Genomic DNA, 16,991 nt, shown 5'->3' with positions numbered 1-16,991 from the left:
GACCGGGTCACACGGCCGACGGGACTCGCTGCGGAGCGGATCCGTCGAGACGAAGACGTTTCGAACGACGCGGGTCGCACCGCCTCGCCGAGGGCCCTTCGTTTCGCCCCCGAAGCCGTGCGCCCCGACGCGACCCGTCTGCATCGCCGCGGTGGGCTCCAGGGGGAGGCGCCGCGACAAACACCCAACGGAGGGAACCAGAGTGAAGAAGCACAGCATGCTCAAGGCGATCGCGGGAGCGGGCGTCCTCGCGCTCGGCATCGGCCTCGCCGGTTGCGCGGGAGACCGCACCGGCGCCGGCAGCGGAGACTCGCAGGAAGCCGGTGGCACCATCGGCGTCGCCATGCCGACGCAGCAGTCGGAGCGGTGGATCGCCGACGGCAACAACGTCAAGTCGCAGCTCGAGGAGCTCGGCTACCAGGTCGACCTGCAGTACGCCAACGACGACATCCCCACCCAGGTCTCGCAGATCGAGAACATGATCACCACGGGCGCCAAGGCCCTGATCGTCGCCTCGATCGACGGCACCACGCTCACCGACGTGCTGCAGCAGGCCAAGGACGCGAACATCCCCGTCATCGCGTACGACCGCCTCATCAACGGCACCGAGAACGTCGACTACTACACGACGTTCGACAACTACAAGGTCGGCGTCCAGCAGGCCACCTCGCTCCTGACCGGCCTGGGCGTCCTCGACGCGTCGGGCAAGGACACCGGCGCCGCCGGCCCCTTCAACGTCGAGCTGTTCGCGGGCAGCCCCGACGACAACAACGCCACGTTCTTCTGGAACGGCGCCATGGACACCCTCAAGCCCTACATGGACAAGGGCGTGCTGAAGGTTCCCTCCGGCCAGACCGAGTTCGGCCAGGCGGCCATCCTCCGCTGGCTGCCCGAGACGGCGCAGAAGCGCATGGAGAACATCCTCACCGTCATCGGCGGCACCAAGCTCGACGGCGTCCTCTCGCCCTACGACGGTCTGTCGATCGGCATCATCTCGGCCCTGACCTCGGGCGGCTACGCCGCCAACGCCCTCCCCGTCATCACGGGTCAGGACGCCGAGGCCGGCTCGATCAAGTCGATCATCGCCGGTGAGCAGTACTCGACGATCTTCAAGGACACGCGCGAGCTGGCGAAGCAGGCCGTGACCATGGTCGACGACATCCGCAAGGGCGAGAAGCCCGAGGTCAACGACGAGAAGACCTACGACAACGGCAAGAAGGTCGTTCCCTCGTACCTCCTGCAGTCGACGATCGTCACGAAGGACAACTACAAGGAAGTCCTCGTCGACAGCGGTTACTACACCGAGGCCGACCTGGGTTGATCCCCGGAGGGGCTCTGAGCCCCTCCACCCCGCCTCCGCCGCGGCCCACCGGGTCGCGGCGGAGGCTCCTGCGGGTCCGCGGCATCCCGCACCCGCCCCACATTCCGACCGGCCACGAGCCGGTTCTGCAAGGAGGACCTCGTGAGCACCATCCTCGAGATGCGCTCGATCACCAAGGAGTTCCCCGGCGTCATCGCGCTCGCCGACGTGTCACTGACCGTCGAGCGCGGGACGGTTCACGCCATCTGCGGCGAGAACGGCGCCGGCAAGTCCACCCTCATGAAGGTGCTCAGCGGCGTGTACCCCGCGGGCGACTACCGCGGCGAGATCGTCTTCGACGGCAACACCGTCGAGTTCAAAGACATCCGCGACAGCGAAGCGGCCGGCATCGTCATCATCCACCAGGAGCTGGCCCTTAGCCCCTACCTCTCGATCGCCGAGAACATCTTCCTCGGCAACGAGATCACCCATCGCGGTCTCATCGACTGGGATGCCACGAACCGAGAGGCCGCCAAGCTCCTCGCTCGCGTGGGTCTGGGCGACAGCCCCGACGTCCCCGTCAACGAGATCGGCGTCGGCAAGCAGCAGCTCGTCGAGATCGCCAAGGCGCTGTCGAAGGACGTCAAGCTGCTGATCCTCGACGAGCCGACCGCGGCGCTCAACGACGACGACTCCGAGCACCTGCTCGATCTGATCCGTCACCTGCGCGGCCAGAACATCACCTGCATCATCATCAGCCACAAGCTCAACGAGATCCGTGCGATCGCCGACGAGGTCACCATCATCCGTGACGGTCGTACGATCGAGACCCTCGACGTGGCCACCGGCGGTACGAGCGAAGACCGCATCATCCGCGGGATGGTGGGCCGAGAGCTCGAGAACCGCTACCCCGACCGCGACGTCGAGATCGGCGACGAGGTCCTGCGCATCGAGGACTGGAACGTCAGCCACCCGACCGATGCGAGCCGCGTCGTCATCCACCAGGCGAACCTGAACGTGCGTGCCGGCGAGGTCGTCGGCATCGCCGGTCTCATGGGCGCGGGGCGCACCGAGCTTGCGATGAGCGTCTTCGGCAAGAGCTTCGGCTCGCGCATCTCGGGCAACGTCTACATCCGCGGTGAGAAGGCCGACACCTCGACGGTTCCCGCGGCCATCCGCAGCGGGCTGGCGTACGTTACCGAAGACCGCAAGGGCGCCGGGCTCAACCTCATCGACACGATCAAGCGAAACATCTCGATCGCCGGCATGCGCAAGCTCGTCAAGGGCGGGTTCGTCGACGGGGACGAGGAGTACCTCGTCGCCAACCGCTACCGCAAGTCGATGAACATCAAGGCGCCGAGCGTCGACGTGGTCGTCGGCAAGCTCTCGGGCGGCAACCAGCAGAAGGTCGTCCTGTCGCAGTGGCTGTACTCCGACCCGGAGGTGCTCATCCTCGACGAGCCGACGCGCGGTATCGACGTGGGCGCGAAGTACGAGATCTACACGATCATCAACTCCCTCGCGGCGCAGGGGAAGGGGGTGCTGGTCATCTCCTCGGAGCTGCCGGAGCTCCTCGGCATCTGCGACCGCATCTACACCCTCAGCGAAGGCCACATCACCGGCCAGCTGCCCATCGAAGAGGCCACTCCCGAGGCACTCATGGTGCTCATGACGAAGGAAAAGGAAGCCGACCATGTCAGCGCTTGACAACACCGTGACCCCCCAGGGTCCCGCCACGCCGAAGGGCCCCGTCGGCGGCGGTGCCGGCAACGGTGCCGGCGGCATCGTGCAGTTCTTCACGTCGCGCCTGCGCGAGATCGGCATCTTCATCGCGCTGATCGTCATCGTGCTGCTCTTCCAGGCGCTCACGGGCGGGCGTCTGCTCACCGCGGGCAACGTGTCGAACATCATCGTTCAGAACAGCTACATCCTGATCCTCGCGATCGGCATGGTGATGATCATCATCGCCGGCCACATCGACCTCTCGGTCGGCTCGGTCGCCGCCTTCGTCGGTGCGGTCTCGGGTGTGCTCATCGTCCAGTGGGGCCTGCCCTGGTGGCTGGGCATCGTCCTCTCGCTGCTCCTCGGCGCCGTGGTCGGCATGTGGCAGGGATTCTGGGTCGCGTACATCGGCATCCCCGCGTTCATCGTGACCCTGGCGGGCATGCTGCTCTTCCGCGGTCTGACGCAGATGACCCTGGGCAACACCCAGATCACGCCGTTCCCCACCGAGTACCGCGCCCTCGGCGGCGGCTACCTGTTCCCCGATCTCTTCCCGGCGGCGTCGTCGCCGGCCGAGTGGATCACGGTCGCCCTCGGCGTACTGACCCTCGTGCTCTTCGTCGTCTCGCAGGTGCGTCAGCGCGCCAAGCGTGCCGCCCTCGAGCTGCAGAACGAGCCGCAGGTCGCCTTCCTGGTCAAGCTCATCGGTGGCGGCGCGCTCATCGCGTACCTCACCTACCTGCTGGGCGTCGCGCCCGGCTCGCGCGGCACGCCCATCGTGCTCGTCGTGCTGGCGCTGCTCATCATCGGCTACTCAACGGTCATGAGCCGCAGCGTCTTCGGCCGCCACATCTACGCGCTCGGCGGCAACCGCACCGCCGCGAAGCTGTCGGGCATCAACACCCGTCGCGTCGACTTCATGCTGTTCGTCAACATGGGCGTCCTCGCGGCCCTCGCCGGCATCGTCTTCACGGGCCGCCTGAACTCCGCCGGTCCCGGCGCGGGAAACCTCTTCGAGCTGGATGCCATCGCGGCATCGTTCATCGGTGGAGCGGCCGTCCAGGGTGGTGTCGGCCGCGTGGTCGGCGCGATCGCCGGTGGTCTGGTCATGGGTGTGCTGAACAACGGCATGTCGCTCATGGGTATCTCGACCGACGTCCAGCAGTTCATCAAGGGTCTCGTGCTGCTGCTGGCCGTGGCCTTCGACGTGTGGAACAAGAACCGCACCCGCGGTTGAGTCCCCGCTCCTCCGGCAACGCCCCGTCGCTTCGAGCGGCGGGGCGTCGCCCGTTTTCCGGGGGAGGATGGAGGGGATGACACGCTCCCACGCCCTCCGTGCCGCCGCGGCACTGCTCGCCCTGACCCTCGGCCTCGCCGCGTGCGCCCCGGCGCAGGGGAGCGCCGCGGGCTCGAGCGACGGGTCGAGCGACGGGGCGGGAGTGGTCGGGGTGGCCCTGCCGACGACGGCCGACGCCCTGTGGAGCCGCGGCGGCGACGCCCTGCGCCGGGAACTCATCGTGCGCGGCTATCGCGTCGACCTGCAGTTCGCGGCCTCCGACTCGCGGACGCAGGCCGCGCAGGTGCAGAACATGCTCACGAAGAGCGCGGATGCCGTGGTCGTCGCGCCGTGGGCATCCGAGGAGCTGACGCCGGCCCTGGCCGTCGCCGCCGACGACGGCGTCCCCGTCGTGGAGTTCGGCCCGTCGCCGGCGGATGCCGCTGATCTCGGCCGCGCCCAGGCCCAGGCGCTCCTCGCGGACCTCGCCGACGCCCCGAGCGTCGCGGAACCGTCGCCCGAGGCGACGCCGACCACCACGGCATCCGGGTCGACGCCGTCGGGGGACGCGTCGCCCGGCGCGGTGTCCGGGACGGACGCGGTGCTCGAGACGGGCGCCGTGCCCGGGACGGACGCGGTGCCCGGGACGGACGCGGTGCCCGGGACGGACGCGGTGCCCGGGACGGACGCGGTGCCCGGGACGGACGCGGTGCCCGCGACCGCGGCGGTGCGTCTCGCGGTGCTGGCCGCCGGGGTCTCCGACGCGGGGGAGCAGAGCCGATACGAGGCAGCCCTCGCCACCTTGCAACCGGCGCTCGACGCGGGACGCCTCGAGATCGTCTCGGGAGCCACCCTCGAGGCGGCCGAGGTCGGCGGCGACACCGCCGAGAGCCGCGCCTCTGCGGCCGAGAAGCGCTTGCGCGATCTGCGCGCGGGGGCCGCGGACGAGGCGCCGACCGCGGTGCTCGCCCTCGGCGACGCGGTCACCCGCGGAGTGGTGACGGCGCTCACCACGACGGCCCCGGCCACCGAGGCCGAGACGGCGTCGCCCACCCCGACTCCGGCGACGACCGCCGCCGCGGTCGCCCCCGCCCCGCTCGTGGTCGGGTCGGGTGCCGATCCGGTCACCGTGCGCGCGCTGCGCGACGGCGCGATCGACGCCACGACCTTCGCCGATCCCCGCGCGCTCGTGCCCGCGACCGCCGACCTCGTCGAGGCACTGCTCGCCGGCGACGACACCGCGGCCGACGAGACGCCGGAGGTCTCGCCGAGCATCCTGCGCGCCGACGACGTCGAGGAGCTCATCGCCTCGGGATGGATCTCGGCCGAGGAGCTGTGATCCGCTTTCGGGATAACCCGAATCGCGGCGGGGGCTGACCGGGCGGTGCCCGCGCCGACCGCGCCCTAGCGTGGAACGCATGACCACGGCATCCGTTGTTCCGCCTCCGCCTCCGACACCCGGCGGGTACACCGCCCCGGCCGACCCCGCCTCGACCGTCGTGCCCCAGAGGGTGCGCGTCGCCTCGCCCGGCCGCGTGGCCGGGGCCGCGGCGCACCTCGCCGCCCTCGGCGTGGTGGGTCCCGCGGCCTTCACGGGCCTGTTCAGCCTGCTCGGGTCGGGGTTCGGACTGCTCGCGGCCCTGCTGGTCGGGGTGCTCGTGCTCGTGGTCTTCGTCTACGCGCTCTTCGCCGTCGCGTGGTTCGAACGCGCGCGCGTCGACGGTCTCTACGACCTCGGGCTCGCCCCGCTGCGGCCGCGGCGCAGCCCCAAGCACGGGTTCGTCGGCGTGCTGCACACCATCTGGCTGCAGGCCATCGATCCGCTGCAGTGGCGGGCGGTGGCGTCGTTCACGATCGCGACCGTGCTCGGCATGGTGACGCTGACGGCCCTCGCGGGGTTCGCGTGGGGTCTCGCCCTCGCCGTCAGCCCGGTGTTCGGGTGGACGAACACCCGCTTGTTCGACCTCATCCCGCTCCACGGCGCCGCCGCCCCCTTCGTGGGGATGATCGCCGTCATCGGAGGCCTCGCCGTCGTCGTCGGCCTGGCGATCCTCGACGGTGTCATCGTGCGGGCGATCTTCGTCCCCTCGCGCGAGGCGCAGCTGCTCGAGCAGGCGCGCACCTCCGACACCCGGCGCGCGGGAGCGGTGCGTGCGGCCGAGGTGGAACGCACCCGCATCGAGCGCGACCTGCACGACGGCGTCCAGCCGCGCCTGGTCTCGATCGGCATGACCCTCGGCCTCGCGCAGACGAAGATCGACGACGACCCCGAAGCGGCGAAGGCCCTCGTCGCCGAGGCGCACGCCTCCACCAAGTCGGCCATCACCGAACTGCGGCAGTTGGCCCGCGGCATCCACGCGTCCGTCCTCGAGGATCGGGGGCTGGATGCCGCCCTCTCGGCCCTGGCGTCGCGCTCGCACATCCCCGTGACCCTCGACGTGCGGCTCCCGCGCCGCTGCGGTCGCGCGACCGAGGAAGCGGTGTACTTCGCGATCGCGGAGGCCCTCACCAACGCCGCGAAGCACTCCCGCGCCGCCGCCTGTCGCGTCGACGTGCGCGTGCGCGACGACGGCTCGCTCTGGGCCCGCGTCGAGGACGACGGCCTGGGCGGGGCGCGCATCGTGCCCGGCGGCGGTCTCGACGGCATCGTCAACCGCGTCACGGCGGCGGGCGGCACAGCGCGCATCGACAGCCCGCAGGGCGGTCCGACGACGGTGGAGGTGACGGTCCCGTGCGCATCCTGATCTGCGAGGACTCCGTCCTCCTGCGCGAGGGCCTCGTGCGCCTTCTCGCCGACGATGGTCACGAGGTGGTCGCCGCACTCGCCGACGCCGGCGGTCTCGACGCCGCCGTCGTCGAGACCGCGCCGGAGCTGTGCATCCTCGACGTCCGGCTACCGCCGACCTGGACCGACGAGGGCATCCGCGCGGCCATCGCACTGCGGCCGCGGCATCCGGGGCTGGCCGTGCTCGTGCTGTCGCAGTACGTCGAGGAGCGGTACGCGAGCGACCTCATCGCCGACGGCCAGGGCGCCCTGGGGTACCTGCTGAAGGACCGCGTGGCCGACGTCGCCGACTTCCTCGCCGCCGTCGCCTCGATCGCGGCCGGTGCCACCGTGCTCGACCCCGAGGTCGTGGCGCAGTTGCTCACCCGGCGTCGGCGCGACGAGCGCCTGCAGAGCCTCACCGAGCGCGAGCGGGCCGTGCTCGCACTCATCGCCGAGGGACGCTCCAATCAGGCCATCGCCGCCGCGCTGTTCGTCAGCGAGGCGAGCGTCGAGAAGTACATCACCGCCATCTTCACCAAGCTCGGACTGGAGCAGGACGAGACCGGCAACCGCCGCGTCATCGCCGCTCTCGTGCACCTGGGCCACGACCATACCGGAGCGACCTCATGACCGCGAACGCCCCTCTCCCCGCCCCCGACCGACCGCGACGTCGCGGCCCCGCCTTCGCCGTGTCGATCGCCACGATCGTGGTCGGCGCGTGCGTCGCCCTCGGCACGGTGGCCGGAACCGGCGCCTCGGCGGTCGTCGTGCTGCGCGACGCCGACCGCAGCTCGAGCCGTGTCGACGACGCGGAGCAGGCCGCGGGTTCCCTCGACATCGACATCACCGGGGGAGCGCTCACGATCGCTTACGGCGACGTCGCGAGCGCGCGTCTCGACGCCGCGCAGAACCGGTCGGGGTGGACGTTCGAACGGCGCGGCGATTCCCTGCGCGTGGCCTCGCCGAACGGGACCTTCGTCGGGTGGGGGACGGGATCGTCGGCCACGCTCACCCTGCCGCGGGAGTGGGCCGTCAGCGGCGTCGGCGTCGACGCGCAGGTGAGCGGGGGCACGCTCGACCTGCAGGGCGACTACGGCACGGTGTCGATCCGGGTCGCGGGCGGGACGACCTCGCTGAGCGGCGCGGCCTCTCAGATCGATCTGAACGTGTCGGGGGGATCGGCCTCGGCGCAGTTGCGCGACGTCGGCACCGCCGCGATCGAGGTGGCCGGGGGAGAGGTGACGGCGCAACTACGCGGCTCCACACCGTCGCGCACCGACGTCGAGCTCACCGCCGGATCGATCGACCTGCGGCTGCCCGACGACGACTACCGCGTGAGCGTCGACGACGGCCTCGGGCAGGTCGACAACGGCCTGCGCGAGAGCTCCACGGCCACGGCCGAGGTCGACGTCACGGCCACGATGGGCGAGGTGCGCCTGCGGTCGTGATCTCCCGCGTGCCGCCCGCCCCCGCTCACGCCGCGGGGACGGGCGGTTTCCGCGCGGGGGCGGAGACGGGCGCGGAGCCGCGGCGGCGGAGGTTGGTGATCGCGATGGCCGCCAGCACCAGCGCCATCCCGAAGGCCTGCGCGAGGGTGAGGGACTCCCCGCCGACGAGCACCCCGAGAGCGATCCCGGTGACCGGGTTGAGCAGGCCGATGAGTCCGACCGTTCCGGCCGGCAGGCGGCGGAGCCCGGCGAACCAGCAGACGAAGGCCAGGGCCGTCGCGACGACCGCGATCGCGGCGTAGGCGGCCACGCCCGCGGCATCCACTCGAGGGGGACTCCCCTCCACGACGGCGGCGACGAGGACGAGGGCGATCCCGCCCGCGGTGAGCTGCCAGGCCGTCATCGCGAGTAGCGGGGTCTCGTCGCGCCACCGGGTGGTGAGGATCGCCCCCAGTGACGAGGCGAGGAGGGCGAGCACCGACGCCGCGATGCCCAGGGGAGCGACAGCGCCCGCGCTCCAGCCCACGACGAGAAGGACACCCAGGATGCCGACGGCGCAGGCCAGCGCCCATCGCAGGCTCGGACGCTGCGCGAGCAGGGGCCACGCGAGACCCGCCAGGGCCAGGGGAGCCAACGCCACCACCGACGCCGCGATAGACGACGGCAGCGCCTGCGCGGCGACGTAGACCAGGAAGAAGAACGCTCCGAAGTTGAGCAGGCCGAGAAGGGGCGCCCGCCACCACCACGAACCGACCGGCCGACGCCGGGCCAGGGCCCACAGCAGGAGACCCGCGGGCAGGGCGCGCAGGGCGGCTCCCCACAGGGGGGCGTCCGCCGGCAGAAGGTGGCGGGTCACGACGTAGGTCGCGCCCCACGCGATCGGAGCGACGGCGGTGATCGTGACGGTGCGCCAGGTGGTTTCCATGGAAGACACTTTAGCTTCCACGGAAGATAAAGTGGAAGGATGACCGCACCCGATCGCGTCGACACCCTTACCGCGCAGTGGCGCGCCGAGCGCCCCGACCTCGACCCCTCCCCGATGCAGGTGATCGGCCGCCTGCATCGCCTCGCCGACCACCTGCGCGAGGAGCTGACCGCCGTCTACCGGCGGTACGGCCTCGGCGAGGGGGAGTTCGACATCCTCGCCGCCCTCCGCCGTGCCGGAGAGCCGTTCGCCGCGGCCCCCGGAGAGCTCGCGCGTCACACGATGGTGACCAGCGGTGCGGTCACCAAGCGCGTCGACCGGCTCGTGGCATCCGGTCTCGTCGTGCGCGACGACGACGCCGACGACGGACGCGCGCGCGTCATCCGCCTGACGGCTGCGGGGCGCCGCGTGATCGACGAGGCCTTCGCCGCCCACCTCGCGAACGAGGAGCGGCTGCTCGCGGGCCTCGATGCGGCGCAGCGCCGCGGCCTCGAGGCGCTCCTGCGCGCGTGGGGCGGTGCGCTGGGCGTCTGAGATCGGGATCCGACGCGGACCCGGGGATCGGAAGCGACGATCCCCGGCGACTCACGCGCCCTTGAGCGCCTTCGCGATGCGCTGCGGCGAGACCGGTTCGGCGGTGCCGAGGCGCTGGGCGAACAGGCTCACGCGCAGTTCCTCGAGCAGCCAGCGCGTCTGAACGAGGTTCGCGGGCGCGTCGGCGGGCAGGGGGATGACACCGCCCGCCTCCGTGAACGCGGTTGCGGAGCGCTCGTACTCGGTCTGCCGCTGGCGGTCGCGCCCGGGGTTGTCCGACAGGGTCGTCACGCGCCCCAGCGCCCCCGCGAGGTAGCGGGGGTAGTGCTGCAGGCGGTGCAGGCCGGTTCGCGCGAGGAACCCCGGGAAGATCAGCCCCGACACCTGACCCCGCACGTCGTTGAGCGCGCCCAGGAGCGTGATGGACGCGGCATCCTTCATCGCCCTCTCGACCTCGCGCTGCGCGAGCAGGATCTTCGCCGCGAGCGAGACCGTCTGGAAGGTGCGCTCGACCGAGACGGCCGAGAACGCATCCCGTACCCGCTCGAAGTCGGCCCTCGTGCGCACCACTCCGGTCGGCGCCTCGCGCAGCAGGACGTCATCGGCCAGGGCCACGCGCGCGTCTTCGATCAGCGCCTTGGCGTTCTGATACGGCGAGGCCGCGAGCGCGAGCTTCTCGTTCGCGGTGAGGTGGTCGAGAACGTAGGTGGCGGGGGAGGGGCCGGCCAGCAGCAGGAGGCGCCGGATACCTGCACGCGTGTGCCGCGCGGCGTCTTCGGGCGTGGCCTCCACACGCAGGGCGACGCTGTCCGTCTCGTCGACCAGGGCGGGGTAGCCGCGAACGACGCCGCCGGCGACGGGGGTGTCGACGACCTCGGTGAGCTCGTCGAAGTCCCAGCCGGTGAGCTTCGAGCGCGACGCGAACGCCGGCGAGGCCTCGGCGACCTTCGCCGCCGACCGGGCGGCGGGGCGCTCGCGCGTCACGGCGGACTCGACGCTCGAGCGCGCGCGGTCGGCGAGGCGGCGTTGCAGGGTCGCGAGGTCGCGGTCGCTCCCGATCGCGCGTCCGCGGGCGTCGACCGCGCGGAACGAGGGCATGAGGTGACCGGGCACGCGCTCGAGCTCGAAGTCGGCGGCGCTGACCCGCTGGTTCGCGACGCGCTGCACGAGGGCGGCGAGCGCGTCGACGAGCGTCGTCTTCGGCAGGCCGTTCGCGTGCTCGGGGCCCTTCTCGGCGAGTTCGGCCGAGAACTTCTCTGCCCAGTCGGCGGCGGGGACGACGTTGCGGCGGATGGCCTTGGGAAGCGCGCGCAGCAGCGCGGTGACGAGCTCGTTGCGCATGCCCGGCACCTGCCAGTCGAAGCCGTCGGGTCGCAGCTGCGCGAGCAGCGGCAGCGGGACGACGACCGTCACACCGTCGTCGGGCGCCCCGGGCTCGAAGCGGTAGGCGAGGTTGAGCGTCTGGTCTCCTTGACGCCACCGCGCCGGGAAAGCACGGTCATCGCCCTGGGCGCGGTCGCCGGTCAGATCGGACTCGCGAAGGTCGAGGAGGTGAGGTGTACGGTCGGCGGCATCCTTCCACCAGGCCTCGAACGAGCGCACGTCGGTGACGTCGGCGGGGATCCGCGCGTTGTAGAACGCGAACACCGCTTCGTCGCCGATCAGGATGTCGCGGCGCCTCTCGCGCTCCTCGATCTTCTCGAGCAGGCGGCGCTGCTCCTGATTGCGGCGGAGGAACGCCGTGAGGCGCTTGTCGAGCACCGAGGGGTCCCACTCGCCCTCCACCAGCGCGTGTCGCACGAACATCTCACGCGCGAGCGGGCGGTCGAAGCGGGCGAGCTGCACGCGGCGACGGCCGACGAGCTCCACCCCGAAGAGAGTGACCTTCTCGTAGGCGGCGGCGGAGCCGGCATCCTTCGACCAGTGCGGCTCGCTCAGTGACCGCTTGACGAGGTCGGGGGCGAGGTCTTCCGCCCAGGCCGGGTCGACGGCGGCGACCGTGCGGGCGAACAGGCGCGAGGTCTCGACGAGCTCGGCGGCCATGACCGCGGAGGGACGCTTCTTCTTCAGGCCCGAGCCCGGGAAGATCGCGAATCGCGCGCCGCGCGCGCCGATGTACTCGCCCTTCGTGGGGCGGGCATCACCCGGAGCCTTGCGGTCCTTCGTCTGGGCCATCGTGCGCGGATCCAGGATGCCGAGGTGCGACAGCAACCCGGACAGGATCGCGCGATGGATGGCATCGCCGGCGGCGTGGCCCTCCGGCGCCGCGGTGTGCGGGACGTGGGTCGTGGATGCATGTCCCGACCGGTGCGGCCGGGACGGGTCAGACTCCGCACGAAGGGGGACACGGCTCCGATCGCTGCGCCCGCTTTCGCTGGAACGCCCGACCCCGTCACCCCGTGACGCCTCGCCGCCCAGCGACCGCAGCTGCCGGTGCACGTCGACCCACTCGCGGACCCGCACGTAGTTGAGGTGCTCGCTGCGGCACAGCCGGCGGAAGGCGCTCGAGCCGAGTTCGGCCTGCTTCTCCTGCAGGTACTCCCACAGGTTGAGCAGGGAGAGGAAGTCGCTGGTGGGGTCGGTGAAGCGCGCGTGGAAGCGGTCGGCCTCCTCGCGGCGGTCCTCCGGACGCTCGCGTACGTCCTGGATCGACATTCCCGACACGATCGCCAGCACCTCGGACTGCACGTCGTTTCGCCGCGCCTCGATGAGCATGCGAGCGAACCGCGGGTCGATCGGCAGGCGCGCGATCTCGCGGCCGATCTCGGTGAGGCGGGGACCGTCGTCGTCACGGCGCCCGCGGGCGTTGTCCCGCCCGCCGCGCCCGCGCGACGGGTCGCCGTCGCTGCGCACATCGCGGTCGCGCGAGGTGTCGGCCCCGCGCGACCCCGGCGCCGGCAGCTTCACCGCACCGAGCTCCACGAGCAGGTCGAACGCCGCCTTCACGCCCCGCGAGTCGGGCGGAGTGAGGAAGGGGAAGGCCTGGATGTCGCCGAACCCGAGCGAGAGCATCTGCAGGATGACGGATGCCAGCGACGTCCGCAGGATCTCGGGCTCGGTGTACTCCGGGCGGCGGGTGAAGTCGTCTTCGGAGTAGAGCCGGATCGCGATGCCCGGCGAGGTGCGCCCCGCGCGGCCCGAGCGCTGCTGCGCCGAGGCTTGGGAGACGGCCTCGATCGGGAGGCGCTGGATCTTCGAGCGGTTGCTGTAGCGCGAGATGCGCGCGGTGCCGGTGTCGACGACGTACCGGATGCCGGGGACGGTCAGGCTCGTCTCGGCGACGTTCGTGGCGAGGATGACGCGTCGACGCACGCCCGCGACGCTCGAGCGCTCGAAGACGCGGTGCTGCTCGGCGGCGGAGAGTCGCCCGTACAGGGGGAGCACCTCGGTGGGGGCGGCGTCCTTCTGATACGCCCCGCGGATGGCGTCCGCCGCATCACGGATCTCGGCCTCGCCGGGGAAGAAGACGAGCACGTCGCCCGCGGGCTCGCGGTCGAGCTCGCGCAGGGCGGCGACGACGGCTCCGACCTCGTCGGCGTCGTCGGCATCGCGCCGGGTCTTGGCCGCGGGTCGTGCCGAACTCCTGACTTTCGAGGGCCCTGCGACCGCGCGACCTCGGGATGAGGGGGGTTCGGCGCCGTCCACATCCGAATCCTCAGGAGTTTCGCCCGCGTCGTCCGCGCCATCGACCGGCCGGTACCGGATCTCGACCGGGTACGTCCGGCCCGACACCTCGATCACCGGTGCCGGAACCGGCTCGCCGCCGGGCTGAGCAGGGGCGGCGGCGAAGTGCCGCGCGAAGCTCTCGGGGTCGATGGTCGCCGAGGTGACGATGACCTTGAGGTCGGGGCGCTTCGGCAGGATGCGGCGCAGGTAGCCGAGCAGGAAGTCGATATTGAGCGAGCGCTCGTGCGCCTCGTCGACGATGATCGTGTCGTAGCGGCGCAACAGCCGGTCGCGGTGGATCTCGTTGAGCAGGATGCCGTCGGTCACCAGCGCCACGCGCGTGTCGGCCGACACCTTGTCGGTGAAGCGCACCTTGTAGCCGACGGTCGAGCCCAGCGGCACCTGCATCTCGTCGGCGATGCGCTCGGCGATCGTCCGCGCGGCGATGCGGCGCGGCTGCGTGTGCGCGATGGAGGTGCGGCCCAGTTCGAGGCAGATCTTGGGCAGCTGCGTGGTCTTGCCCGAGCCGGTGGCGCCTGCGACGATCACGACCTGGTGGTCGCGGATCGCGCGCGCGATCTCGTCCCGCGCGGCGCTGACGGGCAGCTCGGGCGGGTAGACGATGACGGGTTCGACAGACACAGCCTTCCAGAGTATCGCCCACCCATCGCGCGAGTCGCCAATTTCTGTCGCTTGGGGCTGCTCGAAGCGACATTTCCTGGCGACTCGCGCGAGGGGTCACCTCCTGTCGCCTGGCCCGTGCCCGGGCGACACAAAGCGACCCCTCACGGGGGAGCGCCTACGGCATCGACGCCTTCTGCTCGACGATCCGCCGGGCCGCGGCATCCACCTTCGCGGCGAACGCGGGGTCGCTTTCGGCGCGCGACAGCACCGCCTGGTGCATGTCGGGATACACCGAGGGGTCGGCCGAGACGAGCAGCAGGTCGACCCCGGCGTCCACGGCGAGGGTGGCGCGATCGGCCGGAGACCAGGGCTGCACCTGGCGCGCCGCCGAGAGATCGTCGACGGTGATCACGCCGTCGAAGCCGATGCGGTCGCGCAGCACGTCCACCACCGCGGGTGAGAACGCGGCGGGCGCGCTCGGGTCGATCCGGGCGTAGATCGCGGTCGACATCATGACGATCGCGTCCCCCTGGGGCAGGACGCTCGCGTACACGCCCACGTCTGCGCCGTCGGCGGTGACCGTGTCGTCGGTGACGCCCGTGCGGGTGTCGGTGTTCTCGTCGACGTGCCCCAGGCCCGGGAAATGTTTGAGCGTGGGCATCACGCCGCCGTCGCGCATGCCGGCGGCGAACGCGCCGACCTTGGTGGCGACAGTGGTCTCGTCGTAGCCGTACTCGCGCACGAGCGCGCCGATCGGAGGGTTGGATGCCGCGAACTCCGGGCTCGTGACGATGTCGGCGACGGGAGCGAGGTTCATGTTCACCCCCGATTGCGCGAGTTGCGTGCTCCAGGTCGCGGCGGAGGAACGCAGGGCCGCATCGGTCTGGGCGGCCTGCTCGACGGCCGAGGGGATGCGGTCGAAGCCCGGACCCTTCAGCACCTGGACGGTGCCGCCCTCCTGGTCGGTGGCGACCCACAGCTGCGGAGCGTCCGCGCCGACGGTGGAGGTGAACTGCCCGATCAGGGCTGCGGTGGCCTGGGTGCCGGCATCCGACCGTCCGTGCAGGAAGATCCCGCCGACGTGGTCGTCGCGCACGGCCGCGAGGGTCGTGGGGTTGGCGCCCTCGAACGAGGTGCCGACCATGAACATCTGACCGACCTTGTCGGCGAGGCTCATTCCCGCGAGGGGGTCGGGAGTGGCGGTCGGCGTGGGAGTCGCGGTGGGGGAGGGGGATGCCGACGGCGCGGGGGCCGCGGCCGGGGCACATGAAGTGAGGGACAGGGCCGCGAGCAGCAACAGGGCGGTCGAGCGCGTGGCGGTTTTCACCCCGCAATGCTCCCCGACGACTCTGGACGGTTCCCGGGTCTTGACCGCGACCCGATGGCCTCGATCAGCCGTTGCCGGCCGAGCACGTCGCCTGGTTCGCCTTGGTGCCGCTGACGTTGCTCGGCAGCTCCACCACGCCCGGCGCGGCGCTGGCGTCCGTGGCATCCGGGGCGGGGGTGCTCGCCTCGGGGGCGGGCTCGCTCGGCGCGGCGGTGGGAGCGGACGGGTCGGCGATGACGCCGCCGTTCGCGCCTTCCTGGCCGGTCAGCTGCAGGGGAGCGTTGGTGTCCAGCGCCTCCCACAGCGTCGCCGCCGATGCCTGGTCGGGGATGACGTGGTTGTTGTCGGCGGGGTCGTCGACCACGGGGAACTGCACGAAGGTGATGTCCGAGAACGGGACGTCCTTCAGCGTGTACGCGAGTTGCGCGATGCGGATCGGGTCGGCGAGGCTCTCGCTCGGCTCGATGTTGTTCACCGCGGTGTTGGCCAGGCCGATGAGCGTTCCCGGGTTGGAGAGCACCTCGTCGCTGCGGAGCTTGTTGATGAGGCGAGACAGGTACTGCTGCTGGTTGCCGATGCGGGCGAGGTCGCTGCCGTCTCCGATGCCCTTGCGCGTGCGCAGGAAGGCCAGGGCGTCGTAGCCCTTGACCACCCGCGGGCCCGGCTCCCAGTCGATCCCCGCGTCGGGGTCGTCGATGCCGTCGCCGCCGATGCAGACCTCCACGCCGCCGATGGCGTCGGTGATGTTGACGACGTTTCCGAAGCTCACCTTCGCGGCGAAAGGAATGCTCTGTCCGCTCAGCTCCGAGACCGTGTCGGCGACGCAGGTCAGGCCGCCGGCTTCGTACGCGGAGTTGATCGGGGCCTTGTACGACGCCGACGAGGTCGAGCCGTCGGCTCCCGTGCACTCCGGGATGCCGATCTGCAGATCGCGGGGGAACGAGACGACGGTGACGCGACGGGGGTTCGTCGAGACGTGCACGAGCATGTTGACGTCGTTGCGGGTGCCCTCGTTGCCCGGGTCGGAGCAGCGCGCGCCGAAGGCCGCCTTCACCTGATCGTCGCACTCGTCGGTACCGACGACGAGCACCGAGAAGGGTTCGTTGTAGGCGCTCAGCGCGGGCGGTTCGGCCGGGGCGTCCTTGAGGGGGACGGCGGCGTCTTGCAGACGCTGCGACAGCGAGAACGCGTAGAACCCTCCGACCGCCACGGCCGCGACGAGCACGACGGTCACGGCGATGGCGACGAGCTTGGCTCCGCGACGCCAGGCCGAGGAGGGGTCGCGTCGAGCGTGCCGGGTGGGAGGCTGCGGCGTCATTTCGGTAGTCAACCACGCCGGGGTGCGAGAAGGCGGGGGATAGCGGACTCGACCCGCGCGTCAACCCCGAGAACCCTCCGAGAC

General features: G+C 71.4%; 12 protein-coding genes. 8 read left to right on the top strand and 4 right to left on the bottom strand.

Translation table 11 applies throughout. The annotated features are described in order from the left end of the window. Nucleotides 1-217: 217 nt before the first annotated feature. The 7 genes from chvE (at nt 218) to OVA17_RS00280 (ending at nt 8,513) form a co-directional block, all read left to right on the top strand. Nucleotides 218-1,321, top strand: coding sequence for a multiple monosaccharide ABC transporter substrate-binding protein (gene chvE / locus OVA17_RS00310; RefSeq protein WP_210074199.1), 1,104 nt, complete (start codon nt 218-220; stop codon nt 1,319-1,321). Between the two features lie 159 nt (nt 1,322-1,480). Next, complete coding sequence (mmsA, locus tag OVA17_RS00305) at nt 1,481-3,007, top strand: multiple monosaccharide ABC transporter ATP-binding protein (RefSeq protein WP_210074201.1); 1,527 nt, start codon at nt 1,481-1,483, stop codon at nt 3,005-3,007. Next, nucleotides 2,994-4,259, top strand: a complete 1,266-nt coding sequence (mmsB, locus tag OVA17_RS00300; RefSeq protein WP_267787524.1) for a multiple monosaccharide ABC transporter permease — start codon at nt 2,994-2,996, stop codon at nt 4,257-4,259. The genes mmsA and mmsB overlap by 14 nt, the downstream gene beginning before the upstream one ends. Before the next feature lie 76 nt (nt 4,260-4,335). Then, nucleotides 4,336-5,637 (top strand): substrate-binding domain-containing protein, encoded by a 1,302-nt coding sequence (locus OVA17_RS00295; RefSeq protein ID WP_267787523.1) that lies wholly within the window; start codon nt 4,336-4,338, stop codon nt 5,635-5,637. A gap of 79 nt (nt 5,638-5,716) precedes the next feature. After that, nucleotides 5,717-7,042: a sensor histidine kinase gene (locus tag OVA17_RS00290; RefSeq protein ID WP_267787522.1), complete on the top strand. Its 1,326-nt coding sequence runs from the start codon at nt 5,717-5,719 to the stop codon at nt 7,040-7,042. Further along, nucleotides 7,030-7,695: a LuxR C-terminal-related transcriptional regulator gene (locus OVA17_RS00285; RefSeq protein ID WP_267787521.1), complete on the top strand. Its 666-nt coding sequence runs from the start codon at nt 7,030-7,032 to the stop codon at nt 7,693-7,695. The genes OVA17_RS00290 and OVA17_RS00285 overlap by 13 nt, the downstream gene beginning before the upstream one ends. Continuing rightward, nucleotides 7,692-8,513, top strand: coding sequence for a hypothetical protein (locus OVA17_RS00280; RefSeq protein ID WP_267787520.1), 822 nt, complete (start codon nt 7,692-7,694; stop codon nt 8,511-8,513). The genes OVA17_RS00285 and OVA17_RS00280 overlap by 4 nt, the downstream gene beginning before the upstream one ends. Before the next feature lie 25 nt (nt 8,514-8,538). On the opposite strand, the gene OVA17_RS00275 is transcribed toward OVA17_RS00280, so the two are convergent. After that, nucleotides 8,539-9,438: a DMT family transporter gene (locus OVA17_RS00275; RefSeq protein ID WP_267787519.1), complete on the bottom strand. Its 900-nt coding sequence runs from the start codon at nt 9,436-9,438 to the stop codon at nt 8,539-8,541. Nucleotides 9,439-9,477: 39 nt separating this feature from the next. Here OVA17_RS00275 and OVA17_RS00270 point away from each other — a divergent pair, with 39 nt between their 5' ends. Then, a complete protein-coding gene (locus OVA17_RS00270) occupies nt 9,478-9,972 on the top strand; it encodes a MarR family winged helix-turn-helix transcriptional regulator (RefSeq protein ID WP_267787518.1) in 495 nt (164 codons plus the stop codon). 51 nt (nt 9,973-10,023) lie between these two features. Here the strand turns inward: OVA17_RS00270 and OVA17_RS00265 are convergent, their stop codons facing one another. The 3 genes from OVA17_RS00265 to OVA17_RS00255 all read right to left on the bottom strand — a co-directional run bounded on the left by OVA17_RS00265 (nt 10,024) and on the right by OVA17_RS00255 (nt 16,907). Further along, nucleotides 10,024-14,280: a DUF3418 domain-containing protein gene (locus tag OVA17_RS00265; protein ID WP_267787517.1), complete on the bottom strand. Its 4,257-nt coding sequence runs from the start codon at nt 14,278-14,280 to the stop codon at nt 10,024-10,026. Nucleotides 14,281-14,437: 157 nt separating this feature from the next. Next, nucleotides 14,438-15,589 (bottom strand): glycoside hydrolase family 3 N-terminal domain-containing protein, encoded by a 1,152-nt coding sequence (locus tag OVA17_RS00260; RefSeq protein WP_267787516.1) that lies wholly within the window; start codon nt 15,587-15,589, stop codon nt 14,438-14,440. Between the two features lie 64 nt (nt 15,590-15,653). Further along, nucleotides 15,654-16,907: an LCP family protein gene (locus tag OVA17_RS00255; RefSeq protein ID WP_267787515.1), complete on the bottom strand. Its 1,254-nt coding sequence runs from the start codon at nt 16,905-16,907 to the stop codon at nt 15,654-15,656. Nucleotides 16,908-16,991 lie beyond the last annotated feature (84 nt).

The organism is Microbacterium sp. SL75 (assembly GCF_026625865.1).
Taxonomy (GTDB): Bacteria; Actinomycetota; Actinomycetes; order Actinomycetales; family Microbacteriaceae; genus Microbacterium.
Note: the sequence above shows the minus strand (reverse complement) of the source record. Positions and strands in the feature narration are given on the sequence as shown.

What these genes read in the sequence shown, in the direction of transcription:
- OVA17_RS00255 (WP_267787515.1), bottom strand. Translation starts at nt 16,907, where the DNA reads ATGACGCCGCAGCCTCCCACCCGGCACGCTCGACGCGACCCCTCCTCG.
- OVA17_RS00270 (WP_267787518.1), top strand. Translation starts at nt 9,478, where the DNA reads ATGACCGCACCCGATCGCGTCGACACCCTTACCGCGCAGTGGCGCGCC.
- OVA17_RS00295 (WP_267787523.1), top strand. Translation starts at nt 4,336, where the DNA reads ATGACACGCTCCCACGCCCTCCGTGCCGCCGCGGCACTGCTCGCCCTG.
- mmsA (WP_210074201.1), top strand. Translation starts at nt 1,481, where the DNA reads ATGCGCTCGATCACCAAGGAGTTCCCCGGCGTCATCGCGCTCGCCGAC.
- chvE (WP_210074199.1), top strand. Translation starts at nt 218, where the DNA reads ATGCTCAAGGCGATCGCGGGAGCGGGCGTCCTCGCGCTCGGCATCGGC.
- OVA17_RS00290 (WP_267787522.1), top strand. Translation starts at nt 5,717, where the DNA reads ATGACCACGGCATCCGTTGTTCCGCCTCCGCCTCCGACACCCGGCGGG.
- mmsB (WP_267787524.1), top strand. Translation starts at nt 2,994, where the DNA reads ATGTCAGCGCTTGACAACACCGTGACCCCCCAGGGTCCCGCCACGCCG.
- OVA17_RS00275 (WP_267787519.1), bottom strand. Translation starts at nt 9,438, where the DNA reads ATGGAAACCACCTGGCGCACCGTCACGATCACCGCCGTCGCTCCGATC.
- OVA17_RS00280 (WP_267787520.1), top strand. Translation starts at nt 7,692, where the DNA reads ATGACCGCGAACGCCCCTCTCCCCGCCCCCGACCGACCGCGACGTCGC.